Origin of the sequence: Neobacillus niacini (genome assembly GCF_019749295.1) — a bacterium.
GTDB classification, from domain to species: Bacteria; Bacillota; Bacilli; order Bacillales; family Cytobacillaceae; genus Neobacillus; species Neobacillus niacini_D.
This window is the reverse complement of the sequence record NZ_JACWFG010000002.1, coordinates 368,326-382,163: the sequence shown is the minus strand read 5'-3', so window position 1 is coordinate 382,163 and position 13,838 is coordinate 368,326. Positions and strand designations below refer to the sequence as shown.

General features: G+C 42.3%; 16 protein-coding genes. 13 read left to right on the top strand and 3 right to left on the bottom strand.

Annotated elements, in window-relative coordinates:
• The 11 genes from H0184_RS05520 (at nucleotide 1) to H0184_RS05470 (ending at nucleotide 9,283) form a co-directional block, all read left to right on the top strand.
• Nucleotides 1-822 carry a 4Fe-4S dicluster domain-containing protein gene (locus H0184_RS05520; protein WP_221822330.1) on the top strand — a complete coding sequence of 274 codons (822 nt, stop codon included), beginning with the start codon at nucleotides 1-3 and terminating at the stop codon, nucleotides 820-822.
• On the top strand, nucleotides 815-1,552 hold the full coding sequence (locus tag H0184_RS05515) for a formate dehydrogenase subunit gamma (protein ID WP_221822328.1): 738 nt from the start codon (nucleotides 815-817) through the stop codon (nucleotides 1,550-1,552). The genes H0184_RS05520 and H0184_RS05515 overlap by 8 nt, the downstream gene beginning before the upstream one ends.
• A 101-nt stretch (nucleotides 1,553-1,653) precedes the next feature.
• A complete protein-coding gene (locus H0184_RS05510) occupies nucleotides 1,654-2,463 on the top strand; it encodes a formate dehydrogenase accessory protein FdhE (RefSeq protein WP_221822326.1) in 810 nt (269 codons plus the stop codon).
• A 14-nt stretch (nucleotides 2,464-2,477) separates the two neighbouring features.
• A complete protein-coding gene (mobA, locus tag H0184_RS05505) occupies nucleotides 2,478-3,074 on the top strand; it encodes a molybdenum cofactor guanylyltransferase (protein ID WP_221822324.1) in 597 nt (198 codons plus the stop codon).
• A 21-nt stretch (nucleotides 3,075-3,095) separates the two neighbouring features.
• Complete coding sequence (locus H0184_RS05500; RefSeq protein WP_221822322.1) at nucleotides 3,096-4,328, top strand: molybdopterin molybdotransferase MoeA; 1,233 nt, start codon at nucleotides 3,096-3,098, stop codon at nucleotides 4,326-4,328.
• A gap of 13 nt (nucleotides 4,329-4,341) precedes the next feature.
• Nucleotides 4,342-6,264 carry a molybdopterin biosynthesis protein gene (locus H0184_RS05495; RefSeq protein WP_221822320.1) on the top strand — a complete coding sequence of 641 codons (1,923 nt, stop codon included), beginning with the start codon at nucleotides 4,342-4,344 and terminating at the stop codon, nucleotides 6,262-6,264.
• Nucleotides 6,265-6,278: 14 nt separating this feature from the next.
• Nucleotides 6,279-6,743: a molybdenum cofactor biosynthesis protein MoaE gene (locus tag H0184_RS05490; protein ID WP_221822318.1), complete on the top strand. Its 465-nt coding sequence runs from the start codon at nucleotides 6,279-6,281 to the stop codon at nucleotides 6,741-6,743.
• Nucleotides 6,736-6,969, top strand: a complete 234-nt coding sequence (moaD, locus tag H0184_RS05485) for a molybdopterin converting factor subunit 1 (protein ID WP_221822317.1) — start codon at nucleotides 6,736-6,738, stop codon at nucleotides 6,967-6,969. Before H0184_RS05490 ends, moaD begins: the two co-directional genes overlap by 8 nt.
• 474 nt (nucleotides 6,970-7,443) lie before the next feature.
• Nucleotides 7,444-8,463 (top strand): thiazole biosynthesis adenylyltransferase ThiF, encoded by a 1,020-nt coding sequence (locus H0184_RS05480; protein ID WP_221822290.1) that lies wholly within the window; start codon nucleotides 7,444-7,446, stop codon nucleotides 8,461-8,463.
• Nucleotides 8,464-8,611: 148 nt separating this feature from the next.
• On the top strand, nucleotides 8,612-8,899 hold the full coding sequence (locus tag H0184_RS05475; protein ID WP_221822289.1) for a YwdI family protein: 288 nt from the start codon (nucleotides 8,612-8,614) through the stop codon (nucleotides 8,897-8,899).
• A gap of 12 nt (nucleotides 8,900-8,911) precedes the next feature.
• A complete protein-coding gene (locus H0184_RS05470) occupies nucleotides 8,912-9,283 on the top strand; it encodes a DUF423 domain-containing protein (protein WP_221822288.1) in 372 nt (123 codons plus the stop codon).
• Nucleotides 9,284-9,327: 44 nt separating this feature from the next.
• On the opposite strand, the gene gerQ is transcribed toward H0184_RS05470, so the two are convergent.
• Nucleotides 9,328-9,789: a spore coat protein GerQ gene (gene gerQ, locus H0184_RS05465; RefSeq protein WP_221822286.1), complete on the bottom strand. Its 462-nt coding sequence runs from the start codon at nucleotides 9,787-9,789 to the stop codon at nucleotides 9,328-9,330.
• A 219-nt stretch (nucleotides 9,790-10,008) separates the two neighbouring features.
• On the bottom strand, nucleotides 10,009-10,752 hold the full coding sequence (hemQ, locus tag H0184_RS05460; RefSeq protein ID WP_221822282.1) for a hydrogen peroxide-dependent heme synthase: 744 nt from the start codon (nucleotides 10,750-10,752) through the stop codon (nucleotides 10,009-10,011).
• A gap of 234 nt (nucleotides 10,753-10,986) precedes the next feature.
• On the opposite strand from hemQ, the gene pta reads away from it, so the two are divergent.
• Both pta and lipL read left to right on the top strand, forming a co-directional pair.
• Nucleotides 10,987-11,961 (top strand): phosphate acetyltransferase, encoded by a 975-nt coding sequence (gene pta / locus H0184_RS05455; RefSeq protein WP_221822281.1) that lies wholly within the window; start codon nucleotides 10,987-10,989, stop codon nucleotides 11,959-11,961.
• Nucleotides 11,962-12,045: 84 nt separating this feature from the next.
• Nucleotides 12,046-12,876 (top strand): octanoyl-[GcvH]:protein N-octanoyltransferase, encoded by an 831-nt coding sequence (gene lipL, locus H0184_RS05450; protein WP_221822280.1) that lies wholly within the window; start codon nucleotides 12,046-12,048, stop codon nucleotides 12,874-12,876.
• Between the two features lie 136 nt (nucleotides 12,877-13,012).
• Here the strand turns inward: lipL and H0184_RS05445 are convergent, their stop codons facing one another.
• The gene (locus H0184_RS05445; protein ID WP_221822279.1) at nucleotides 13,013-13,768 is read right to left on the bottom strand and encodes an RsfA family transcriptional regulator; all 756 of its coding nucleotides are present in this window, start codon (nucleotides 13,766-13,768) and stop codon (nucleotides 13,013-13,015) included.
• Between the last annotated feature and the right edge of the window lie 70 nt (nucleotides 13,769-13,838).

The window sequence follows — 13,838 nt, the reverse complement described above, 5'->3', positions numbered from 1 at the left end:
ATGGCAACAGAATATGTGAAATTTGTCGATGTAACCAAGTGTGATGGATGCCGTGCATGTATGGTTGCCTGTAAAAACTGGAATGACCTTCCGGCAGAGCAGCAAGATTTCCTAGGGAGCGCTCAATCACATGCGAAGACCACTGCTGATACATGGAACGTCTTGCAATATATCGAGCATGAAAATTCAAAAGGCAAACTTGATTACCTTTTCCGCCACTCAGCATGCTTCCACTGTACAGATGCTGCCTGCGAAAAGGTTTGTCCAGAGAATGCGATTAGCTACACAGATTTCGGTACGGTCGTCATTGACCATGAAAAGTGTGTGGGTTGTGGATATTGTGTAAATAACTGTCCATTTGAGGTTATTTCTCTTAAGGAATATGTTGATAAAAATGGTGACAAATATAGAAAAGCTCATAAATGTACCATGTGTACCGACCGTCTTGAAGAAGGATTACAGCCTGCTTGTGTTACTACATGTCACACAGGTGCAATGGAGTTCGGTGACAAAGCAGCGATGATTAAGAAAGCAGAAGAACGTGTAAAACAAATTAAAGATCGTTATCCAAATGCAATGGTTTATAATCCAAAAGGTGTTGGCGGGACGCATACGGTTTATGTCTTAGCTGAAAAGCCATCCGTTTATGGCTTGCCTGAAAACCCTAAAGTTCCAACATCTGCTGTCCTTTGGAAGGACTATGCACAGCCGCTGGGCAAAATGATGATTGGTGCTACGACTATGGGCGTCATTGGTATGTTTATATCAAGTAGAATAATCAATAAAGGCAAACAAGATGAAGGAGGTGACAGCCATGAGTAAACCTCAGAAATCAAACGTTAAAGTAAGACGTTTCTCTAAGGCATTTGTTTGGGCGCATGGGATTAACGCGATTTCTTTCTTTGCGCTCTATATAACAGCCTTACCGATGTATACTGAGTTTTTCGATTGGTTGTATCCGGTTCTTGGCGGTCCAGAAGGAGCACGTCTTCTTCATAGAATTTTCGCAGTCGCTTTCGTTACTCCTACATTCATCTGGGTCATTTTTGACTTCCCAGGATTCAAGCGTTGGATGAAAGAGCTTGTTACTTGGAAAAAACGAGACATTGACTTTTTCAAAGAAGTTGCAAAAGAATTGTTTGGATTCAAATTCAAGCATGTAAGACAATCATTTTTTAACGCGGGTGAAAAAATCAATTCATTCATACAAATTTTCACAGCTATCTTGATCATTGCTTCAGGCATTCCAATGTGGTTTCCTGAATTCTTCCCAGCAGCAGTGGTTCAATGGGGATATTTTTTCCATAATGTTGGCTTCGGCTTAGCAATCGCAGTTGTCGTTGGACATATTTATCTATCTGTAGTTCACAAACATTCAAGCCCAGGCTATACAGGAGTTATCACTGGTGAGGTACCTGCTTGGTGGGCTAAAGGCCACTACACTGACTGGTATGATGAAGAAGTTGCGAAAGGTAACTTCCCTGACATTGATGAAAATGGCAACCCAAAGAAACCAACTAGCCCTGATAGTAAGAAGAAAAAAGGCGCCTAATCAAATTAAAAGTTAATACGAATAAAGGCTGTCTCTTACAGGACAGCCTTTATTTAAAGAAATACATTGGCAGGACCAAATACTAAACGAGGTGCACAACGATGAAAAAAACCATTGTTTCAAAAGAATATCAAAATTTACAGAAGGATATTATAGCCCTTCAGGAGAATTGGAAGAAGAGCATAAATCCTGATTCAATAAATCCCGAGCTGGATAAAGCAGCAATGTCTGCAGGAGTACCTGCTGCGGCTTTAACGTCTATTAATTTCGAAATTTCACTATTCCTACAGTGGATAGAGGAAATTAATGTGTTGTTATCAAAAAATAACCCAGAGCTTGAACCAAAACTAGCAGGTGTAATAACACTATTAAACGAAGAAACTGTCATTCGCTGGATTGATGAAGCATTTTCTTTTAACAGTGTGTACTTTGCTAGTTTTGCACAGGAAAATGGACTTGATGAATGGATTCCGCAATTCCTTGCTGAAACAGCATTAAGACCTTACTTACAGTTAACAGCAGAAAAGATCCAGCACGAAGTCACTCATGCAATACCAGGAGCCGGATGTCCCGTTTGCGGCGAACCAGCTCGACTTGCTGTCCTTGAAGATGAAGGTAAAAAAGTAATGACATGTCCCCGCTGTCTAGCTCGCTGGCACGCAAAAAGAATTGAATGTGCACACTGCGGCAATGATGACCATAACAGTATTCAGTTTATAACTATTGAAGGTGACTCTTCCAATCAAATTCAGGTTTGCGAAAAGTGTACAGGTTATATTAAAGTGATAGATACAAGACAATATCTCAGCAAACCTTCCGCTTCCATGCTGGATCTAAATAGTATTCATCTTGATTTTGTAGCCCAGGAACAAGGATATCAGGCAGTGGGCGAAATTAAACAAACCTATTAAGAAGGTGTTTTCACATGAAAGCTGCAGCCATTATTTTATCTGGTGGTAAATCGAGTAGAATGGGCACGAACAAGGCTCTCTTAAAACTGAATGAGAAAACAACTATTGAAAGAATGGTTGATACTCTCAAAATCTATTTCGATGACATCATTCTTGTCACCAATGATATGGATGCGTATCAGTTTTTAGGAGTAAAGATGGTGTCCGACCACTATCCTGGAAAGGGGCCGCTTGCAGGCTTTCATGCTGGTTTACGTGCTTCGGACTATGATGTGAATTTTATTACAGCTTGTGACATGCCGTTTATTTCTGGCGAACTTGCTTCAACCCTTGTAGGTATGATTGACCATCATGATGCCTTAATTCCAGTTATTAATGGAAAAATGCAAACTTTATCTGGTGTTTTTCATAAAAAGAGTGTTGCTAAAATTGAAGAATGTATTGAAAATGGACGTCTTCCAATAAAACATCTGCTAGATCATTTAAACGTCCTTTATGTAACAGAAAAAGAGCTGCAGGCCTATAGCAATATCGATTTGGAGCGTGTCTTTTTTAATATGAATCATCCGCACGAGTATGAGGACGCTAAAAAGTGGTTGGAAGCCGAGTAGGTAGGAAGGATGTAAAACACAGTGCAATTTTTCAAAGTAAAAACAGTTGAAGAAACGTTTGAAATGATAGAAGAAAAAATCCCTGCAATAACAGAAACAGAAGAACGTCCTCTTGAAGAGGCTCTTCATTATATAATAGCAGTGCCTGTCACCGCAAAGGAAAATGTCCCGGGCTTTGACCGCTCTACTGTCGACGGCTATGCAGTAAAAGCAAAGGACACCTACGGTTCCTCCGATTCCATGCCGGGGTTTTTAACGGTAGTTGGAGAGGTGAACATGGGTGAATCAGCAGGTATTCCTGTCGGCCAGGGCGAAGCCGTTTATGTCCCGACAGGCGGGATGATTCCCCCAGGAAGTGACAGCGTTATCATGATCGAACATTGCGAAGACCATGATGGACTGTTAAACACCTACAAGCCAGTAGCTCCTGGTGAAAATATTATTCGTGCTGGTGAGGACATTCGTGAGGGAGAAATTCTACTTCCAGAAGGAACGATGCTTAGACCGCAGGAGTTAGGCGCGATTGCCTCCCTAGGAATTAGCCATGTTACGGTCTACCGTAAGTTAAAGGTTGGGTATCTGTCATCGGGTGACGAAATTGTTCCCTATCAAACAGAAAAACTTTCAGAAGGGCAAATCCGTGATATTAATTTTCTAACGATTGCGGGCCTTGCAAAGCAATGGAATGTTGAGGTTGTTTACGGCGGAATTGTGAAAGATGACTTTCAAGAGTTTCAGCAAAAAGCGCAAAGCTTATATAATGAAGTCGACTGCTTAATTCTTTCGGGAGGAAGTTCAGTTGGTGCGAAGGATTACACAACAGATGTGATTGGGTCCTTAGGCTCCCCAGGTGTGTTTGTCCATGGTATTTCTATTAAACCGGGAAAACCGACAATCCTTGCTATGGCCAATGGAAAGCCTGTCATTGGATTGCCAGGGCATCCAGCCTCTGCAATGATTATTTTCATGCTTTTTGGCGAAAAAATTGTGCAAAAGTTAAAAGGTGAAAAAATAGAAAAGAAACCAGATCGGATTTTTGCCCGAATAACAAAAAATATCCCTTCCGCACCGGGAAGGTCAGATTATATACGTGTCCGTTTAGTTGAGAAAGAAGGAGAATGGTGGGCTGAACCGATTATTGGCAAATCGGGTTTAATCACGACATTGGTTAAAAGTGATGGAATCGTTGAGATAAGTTCAGAAAAAGAGGGTATTTCACAGGGAGATTATGTACCTGTGATTGCGACACGATGAGGGGGATCGGAAAATGGACCGCACAACTTATAAACGGAAAATATATTTAGAGGACAAACCCCGATTGGAAGCAAAGCGCGAAATTCTTGAGGCTTTTTCGCTGCCTCTTGAAAAGGAAATGATTCCAACAACTGATGCCCTCGGACGTGTAACAGCTGAGCCGATTTTTGCAAACGTGTCTATGCCGCATTATCATGCATCTGCTATGGATGGAATTGCAGTTATCGCAGAAAAGACCTATACCGCTCATGAGCAAAATCCATTGCAGCTTAAGCTTGGAGTGGATTTTTCAATCGTAGATACAGGAAATGCGATTCCTGCTCCTTATAATGCGGTTATTATGATTGAGCATGTTGATATGATTGATGAGGAAACCATTGAAATTATAGAGCCGGCGACACCATGGCAGCATATCCGTCCGATTGGAGAGGATATTGTTCAAGAGGAAATGCTGTTTCCACAGGGACATATTCTAAGACCAGCTGACTTGGGGGTTTTGTTAGCCGGACAGCAGCTTCAAATACCGGTTATTAAAAAGCCGATTGTCACAATTATTCCAACAGGAAATGAGCTTGTCGAAGCTCATACAACGCTTGCTTCAGGAAACATCATCGAATTTAATGGAACGGTCTTTGCAAATTTTGTAAAGGATTGGGGCGGCGAACCAAGACTGCACCGAATTGTGAAGGACGATCCTGAAATGATTAAGTCGGTACTGCTAAAAGCGGCAGAGGAATCTGATATTATCGTTATCAATGCGGGGTCATCGGCAGGCTCTAAGGATTACACCGTTCATATTATTGCCGAAATCGGAACTGTTTTTACCCATGGTGTTGCCGCAAGACCAGGCAAGCCTGTTATTTTAGGGAAAATAAATAATAAAATTGTAGTGGGTGTGCCAGGGTACCCTGTTTCAGCGTATTTAGCGTTAGAATGGTTTGTTCGGCCGCTGATTTGCAAGTATTTGCAAATACCAGAGCCAAAGCGTCAAACCGTAACCGTTAAGCTCGGGCGCCGTATTGTTTCAGGTATGGGTGCTGAGGACTTTATCCGGATGAATATCGGCTATGTGAATGGACAGTTTGTTGCCAATCCGCTGACACGCGCAGCTGGCGTAACAATGTCATATGTTCGAGCAGATGGCCTTCTTGTCGTACCAGCCAGCGTAAGTGGATATGAACAAGGTGATTTTGTTGAAGTGGAGCTATTAAGGCCGCTTGAGGAAATCAAAAATGCGATTATGTTTTGCGGCAGCCACGATCTGACGATTGATCTTTTATCCTCACAGATAAAAAGAGAAAGGGCAGATATGAAAATAGTTTCTGCACATGTAGGCAGTATGGCTGGTATCATGGCAATCCGAAAAGGAGAGGCTCACGTAGCGGGCATTCATTTGCTTGACCCAAATACAAAGCAATATAATATCTCATATGTTAAGAAACTATTAGCTGGCACTGATGTTATTCTTTATCCTTTTTTAAAAAGAAAGCAAGGCTGGATTCTGCCTAAAGGGAACCCGCTAGATATAGAAAATGTTAGAGATATTTTTGAGAAGAAGGCAAACTTTGTTAACCGTCAAAAAGGTGCAGGCACAAGGATTCTTTTTGATATGCTTCTAGAGGAGAACGGGATTGCTTCAGAAGAAATTACCGGATACGATCGTGAAATGTTTTCACATCTAGCTGTTGCTGCAGAAGTAAATGGCGACAATAAGGGCGCTGGTCTCGGCATTTTTCCAGCGGCAAAGGCAATGGACTTAGACTTTGTTCCTGTAGCCGATGAAGAGTATGATTTATTGATGACGAGGAGCTTTTATGAAAGTGAGAGCGGCAGGCTGTTAATGGAGATCATACATTCAGCTGATTTTAAAAAGCAGGTTGAAAAGATTGGCGGATATGAAGTAGTAGAAAATGCAGAACCAAAGAATTTGGTCTGAAGAGGTGCACATACATGAATTTTCAAATTTCAAAAGAACCGATTGATATTCAATCTGTGATTGATAAGGTCGTTCAGCGTAATGCTGGTGCGATTACTACTTTTATTGGAACCGTTCGTGAAATGACAAAAGGGAAAAAGACACTTTTCTTAATTTACGATGCCTATGAAGCGATGGCTGTGAAAAAGCTTGAGCAAATCGGCAGAGAAATTGAAGAGCGCTGGCCAGATTCTCAGGTAGCGATTACCCACCGAGTTGGACGGCTGGATATTACCGATATTGCGGTTGTGATCGCGGTTTCTACGCCGCATCGTGCGGATGCATACGATGCCAACCGTTATGCGATTGAGAGGATTAAGGAAATCGTCCCTATCTGGAAAAAAGAACATTGGGAAGACGGCGAAGAGTGGATGGGCAACCAGCTGGAAACGGTCGCTTATCCAAGCGGCAAGCCGGAGGAGGGCGATTTAAATGAATAAAGTATTATTTTTTGCTCATTTGCGTGATGCAGTCGGGGAAGAGTTTCTTCGGTTAGACGCTGCAGGCAAAAGTGTAGGAGAATTGAAAGCAGAATTGGCTGCTAATTACGACCTGCCAAAAATGGATAGTGTGATGACTGCCGTTAATGAGGAGTTCGCTCAGGACGACGAAGTCATTCAAGATGGAGATGAAATCGCCTTTATCCCGCCAGTCAGCGGCGGGTGATAAAATGAGGTAAATCCCTGCTATTAGCAGGATTACTCTCGGATGAGAGGGGTTTACTCTCGGATGAGAGGGTTTACTCTCGGATGAGAGGAGTTTACTCTCGGATGAGAGGGTTTACTCTCGGATGAGAGGAGTATACTCTCGGATGAGAGGGTTTACTCTCGGGTGAGTAGGATTACTCTCGGATAAGCGGGGCTTACTCTCGGATGAGCGGGGTTTACTCTCGGATAAGCGGGGCTTACTCTCGGATGAGTAGGTTTACTCTCGGATAAGCGGGGCTTACTCTCGGATGAGTAGGTTTACTCTCGGATAAGCGGGGTTTACTCTCGGATGACAGGGGTTACTCTCGGATAAGCAGGGTTTACTCTCGGATGAGTGGAGTATACTCTCGGATAAGCGGGATTTACTCTTGGATAGCGAATAATACCCCCTAGTAAGGCCTAGTTATAAAGCGATTTTGGAAGGGGAAACAGAATGAACGAACGATATTCACGACAGGTCCTCTTTCCAGGGATCGGTAAAGAAGGACAAGAGAAAATCCGTACGAAGCATGTGTTAATGATCGGTGCGGGGGCCCTTGGGTCTGGGAACGCAGAGATTCTCACCCGGGCAGGGGTTGGCAGGCTGACGATTGTCGATCGGGATTATGTTGAAGCAAGTAACTTGCAGCGCCAGCAGCTCTATACAGAAGAGGATGTGGCGGAGAAGCTTCCAAAGGCTGCAGCAGCCGAGAAACGACTTCGAGCGATCAATTCGGATGTTGAGATTACATCGATTATTGCTGATGCTACTCCTGCCTTTTTAGAGGATTTAGTGCAGGATGTCGATATTATTATTGATGCCACCGATAATTTTGAAACGAGGATGGCGATTAATGATGTTTCGCAAAAGCATAATATACCTTGGATTTATGGAGCGTGCGTCGGTAGTTTTGGGATGAGTTTTTCGATTATTCCTGGAAAAACACCATGCTTAAATTGTTTGTTACGGAGTATTCCGATGCAGGGATTAACCTGTGATACGGGCGGGATTATCTCGCCTGCAGTCCAAATGGTCATTGCCCATCAAAGTGCTGAAGCGCTAAAAATGCTTGTCGAAGATTGGGATGCAGTACGGACTTCGTTTGTCAGTTTCGACTTATGGCGGAATCAATACACTAGTTTGAAGATGGGAAAGGCGAAATTTGCAGGCTGTTTATCCTGCGGCGAGGAAAGAAACTTTCCTTACCTCGATCAAGAGAATATGACAAAAACCACTGTATTATGCGGCCGGGATACGGTGCAAATTCGCCCATCTGCTCAAGGTGGAATTTCGCTTGAGAAGCTGGCAGGACAGCTAAGTTCTCTTGGATACAGTGTGAAAGGAAACCCCTATCTTCTATCCGTAGAAATGGGCACCGAGCGAATGGTCATCTTCAACGACGGCCGCGCCCTCATTCATGGAACAAAAGACTTAACACATGCCAAAGCTATTTATCAACGAATATTAGGCTAACTTCTAACTCGTACCTTAATGGTGCGGGTTTTTCTATTATGACAAAAAACAACATGTTTCACGTGAAACATTGAAAGGTGTCGAATTTCTAATTGGCTGTCGAATTTGGTATGATGATAAAGAGATTAAATAGAGGAGTTAATGAATCGTGAATATATCGGTAGAAAAGTTATTAATGAAAATAGAAGAAGAGTTAAAGCTGGCAAAAAACAGCACGAGGCAAGAAAACTTGCGGGAAAAAGTGTACTCTATTAAAATATTATGCGAACTGATACTAGACGATAAGCAGGTTCAACCAGAGCCAAAAACCACACCATTAGCAGCCTATCAGCCGGTAATCGCACAGACAACATTTCAGCAGCCAGTATCACTAAACCAGCAGAAAAAGCTAGAAATGGAAGACGAAGCAAACGGAGATTCATTATTTGATTTTTAAGGGGGAAAGAGGATGAAAACTTTTATCATTATTGGCGCAATTAATGCCTTTTTAGCTGTTGCACTTGGAGCATTTGGCGCGCATGGACTTAAGGATAGACTAGAACCATATTACCTGGATATTTGGAAAACCGGTGTTACCTATCAAATGTTCCACGCAACAGGATTGTTAGTACTTGGAATTCTGCTTGGAAAAGTAGAGGTTAGCTCCTTTTTTACATGGTCGGGCTGGTTGTTTCTTGTCGGAATCATTCTTTTCAGCGGCAGCCTCTACGTGTTAAGCTTAACCAAAATAGGTGTGCTGGGTGCGATTACACCGCTTGGCGGCGTCTGCTTCTTAGCAGGATGGGTGTTAATGATTATTGGGACAGTGAAAGATTTATAAAATAGTAAAAAGGCATTGGACTAGGTTCCAATGCCTTTTTATGATTATCTCGGCGGATAAGTACCTAAGTTTGGTGCTCCACCTGCAAAAGGATATTCATATTCAATTTCTTCATCAAATGTAAAGTAATCGATCGGCACCATTGGAATGAGGAACCGCATACCAGTCTGTGGGTCACTTATTATGACATGGTCCCGTCCTGCTGCTTCAATAATCCCTTTAAATACTTTTGCATTCCACTGGCTGTTTCCTTCAAAGGTTGCATATACGGTTACCAATTTTCCTTTATTTAAGCGCAAAATATTTTCGATGTATGATTGCTCAATTGGCAGCATTGGCTGTGGAGCCGCTGCAGGAGGCCCTGCTGGAACTCCTTGTTGTGGAAACTGCGGGAACCCTTGCTGCTGCTGGCCAGGAAAGAATCCTTGCCCTTGTTGAAATGGAGCCGCTGCTCCCTGTCTAGCCTGATAGGGCTGATACCCTTGTTGATTATAATACTGATTCATCTTTTCCCCTCCTAAAAATAACTAACCCTTTTGTTTCAACTTTCTATTCATACGCCTATAAATCCTAAATGGTGACAATCGGGTCAGTTCCATCTGTGAGATTTATTCGAAAGCTTTACTTAAGACTCGCTGTTTTATTTGTATGAAAGGGTGAGGGGAAATATGACTTTCGGAGTCTACAAAAAAAGTCCTCAGCGTGAACTGAGAACCTTTTGGGAATTAAACATGTAAGAAGCGTGCTATGCTTTCTTCTTCTAATAGGTTACCAACGAAGAAGGCACCAAATACACCGTAGCGTGCACTTACTTCATCAAAACGCATTTCATAGACAAGCTTTTTAAATTGAAGAACATCTTCAGCAAAAAGTGTTACGCCCCATTCGTAATCATCAAAGCCTACTGAGCCGGTAATAATTTGCTTTACTTTTCCTGCATATGTACGTCCAATCATACCGTGGCTGCGCATCATATTGCGGCGCTCTTCCATCGGAAGCATATACCAGTTATCGTTACCTTCACGTTTCTTATCCATTGGGTAGAAACAAACATACTTCGTGCTAGGTAACTTCGGATATAAACGAGCAAGAATTTGCGGATTTTGGTATGGATCTTCGCCAGCGGGCAGGTAGTTACTGAGTTCAACTACAGACACATAAGAGTGAGCTGGAATCGTGAATTCTGCTAATTTTGTTTTATTAAATTCTGTTTCGATTTCATTTAATTCTTCCATCGTTGGACGTAAAATCATCATCATGAAATCAGCCTTTTGACCAACTATTGTATATAAAGCATGACTGCCTTCGTTACGTTCTTGCGTGTGATTCCATTTTTCAACTAGACTTAAAAACTCGTGAATCGCTGACTGGCGTTCATCACTTGAAAGCATTTTCCATGTTGTCCAATCAACCGTACGGAAATCATGCAAACAATACCAGCCATCAAGCGTTTGAGCTGCTTCACTCATTAAAATCACTCCTAAATAATCATTCTTCTTATTTACAATCTTACTATAACATAGTTTGACCAAAGCACGCTCGAATAAACCACCATGGATAATTTTTGGAAAAGCGGTAAATAGTAAATGAGTGTGAAGTTTTTTGAATAAAAAAACATTTAGTTTGAAAACGTTACCTAAGTTGAATTTTTTAACAGGTAAAGTATGCTAAAAGAGGAAGATTTATTTAGGGAGGATTTAAAAGTGGCTGATTTATTTGAAGGATTAAAACAGAAATTATCAGGACGTGATATGAGAATTGTTTTTCCAGAAGGCTTGGACGAACGAATTGTCAGAGCAGCCAGCAGGCTTGCCGAAGAAAAGCGTTTAACGCCTATTCTAGTTGGTAATATAGAGCAGGTTCAGGCTAAGGCACAGGAGCTTGGCGTTTCACTAGCAGCAGCGGAAATTTATGACCCAGCAAGCTATGCGGGGATGGACGAGCTGGTAGCAGCCTTTGTTGAACGCCGTAAAGGGAAAGCAACGGAAGAAGACGCACGTAAGGTCTTATTAGATGAAAATTACTTTGGCACGATGTTAGTGTACTTGAATAAAGCAGATGGCTTGGTGAGCGGTGCGGCCCACTCTACGGCTGATACGGTCCGCCCTGCACTGCAAATTATTAAAACAAAAGAGGGCGTGAAGAAGACATCTGGCGTCTTCATCATGGTACGTGAGGATGAAAAATATGTATTCGCCGATTGCGCCATCAATATTGCTCCGGACAGCAATGATTTAGCGGAAATTGCGGTGGAAAGCGCGAAAACAGCGAATATGTTCGATATCGAACCACGTATTGCGATGCTAAGTTTCTCAACCAAGGGTTCAGCAAAATCTCCGGAAACAGAAAGAGTCTCAGGAGCAGTGGAAGAAGCAAAGCGCCGTGATTCATCTTTAATTATTGATGGTGAGTTCCAATTTGACGCAGCGTTTGTACCATCTGTTGCGAAAAGTAAGGCACCAGACTCACCACTTCAAGGGGATGCGAACGTGTTTATCTTCCCAAGTCTTGAAGCTGGAAACATCGGTTACAAAATTGCACAGCGTTTAGGCGGCTTTGAAGCAGTAGGGCCAATCCTGCAGGGGTTAAATAAACCAGTGAATGACCTATCACGCGGCTGTAACGAAGAAGATGTCTATAAATTAGCATTGATCACCGCAGCGCAAGGAATAAAATAGTACTTTTTAAAGCTAGTCCAGAGTTGGACTGGCTTTTTTTAAAAGGTATAATAAGCTTACAATCATTTTGAGGAGAAATTCTATATGGAAGGTTTACTACATCAGCCAGAGTGGCGGATAATCGATCAGTCGACAGCTGGCCGTCATTTTCAAGCATTGCAATCCTTTGGGAGTGATGATACGTTATGTGCCTCGGTTGGATCAGGACAGGCTCCTGCAACCGCTAGAACCTGGGTGCATCACAATACCATTGTTCTCGGGATTCAAGATACCAAACTGCCATTCTTAAAAGAAGGAAGGCAATTTCTCGAAAGTCAGGGCTATCAGTCTATTGTCCGGAACTCAGGAGGCTTAGCGGTCGTCCTGGATGAAGGGGTTTTAAACATCTCATTGATCCTTCCTGAGAAGGAAAAAGGCATTGATATCAACCGCGGGTACGATACGATGTGGGAGCTCGTTCAAAACATGTTTGCAGAGTACAATAAAAAAATTGAAGCAAGAGAAATCGTTGGATCTTATTGTCCGGGAAGCTATGACCTTAGTATTGATGGGAAAAAGTTTGCTGGTATCTCCCAGCGCCGCCTTAAAAAAGGGGTCGCCGTTCAAATCTATTTATGTGTTAACGGCAGCGGCAGCCAGCGTGCACAGTTGATTCAGCATTTTTATGAGATCGCTAAAAGAGGGCAGCAGACAAAATTCGCCTACCCGGAGATTGTGCCGGAAGTCATGGCATCTTTATCTGAGCTGTTGGATACACATCTTACCATTTCGGATTGTTTGCTTCGTCTATTAAATCAATTAAAAAAGAACAGTGACACCCTTTACGCCGGCCAATTGAATGAACTAGAATTAGAACTCCTGCCTGGGTATTACCAGAGAATAGTTGAGCGAAATGAAAAACTGAATGAAATGTAAAAAGCCGTAAACCCCTGAGGATTTACGGCTTTTTTAAAGAGGATACTGTGCTAAGGCTCTTCTCCCAATGCCTGATGGCGGCTTACAGCCCCTGGTAAATAGCCATTACATTATACATGGGGCTATTGCTTTTCCATTACTCTGCTACTTTTTCTAAGTTTCCGTTACGGTCCATTTTGAATTTCGTAGCAGGTCTTTCTTCTTCCTCAAATAAGACAAGCTTACGAGCACGGTTCATAATCTTCATGAGTGTCTCGTAATCTTCTTGGATCGTTTCGGTATTTTGCTCAAGACCTTCTATTTTTGCAGACATTTCTTCATTTTGCTTACGCAGCTCTGCGATCTCGCGCTTCAATCTTTCATTCTCACTTTTTAATGCTTCATTTTGCAGATTCGCATGATTAAAGTTTTGTAAATAATCAATAACGTTATCAAGTGATAGTCCTGTAGCCGCATTCGCCGATGGTCTATAAGTCTGTGAAGTCTGTGCAACTGGAGTTTTTACGTAGGTTTCAGCTGCAGCTTCTGTTGTTAAGTCTGGCATTTCATAAGAAGTTTCCATTGGGACTTCTGCTGGTGCTGCTAGTGTTTCAAAGTCATCTGCAGCTGGAACTGGTGGATTGTAGAGTAACTTTTTCTTTCCACCTTGGTCTTTACCTAGTACTCTCTGTCTTTGTTTACGTTGTTTTTTAGCTAATTGCAATGCTTTTTCATAGCGATGGCGCACAACGGCATTCCATCTAAATCCACAGGCTGCAGAGGTCCGATTTAGCTTGTCGCCTACCTCTTCAAAAGCGTTCAGCTGGGTACTGCCTTCACGTACATGGCGAAGGACGGTTTCAGCTAACAATAAATCATTTTCATCTGTCCATGCATCTTGCCGTACTTTCATATCCTTTTCAACTCCCTTAAAAATAATGACAATGTACTCGTTGGACGAGTTTTTAAAAGTTCTAGTCTTA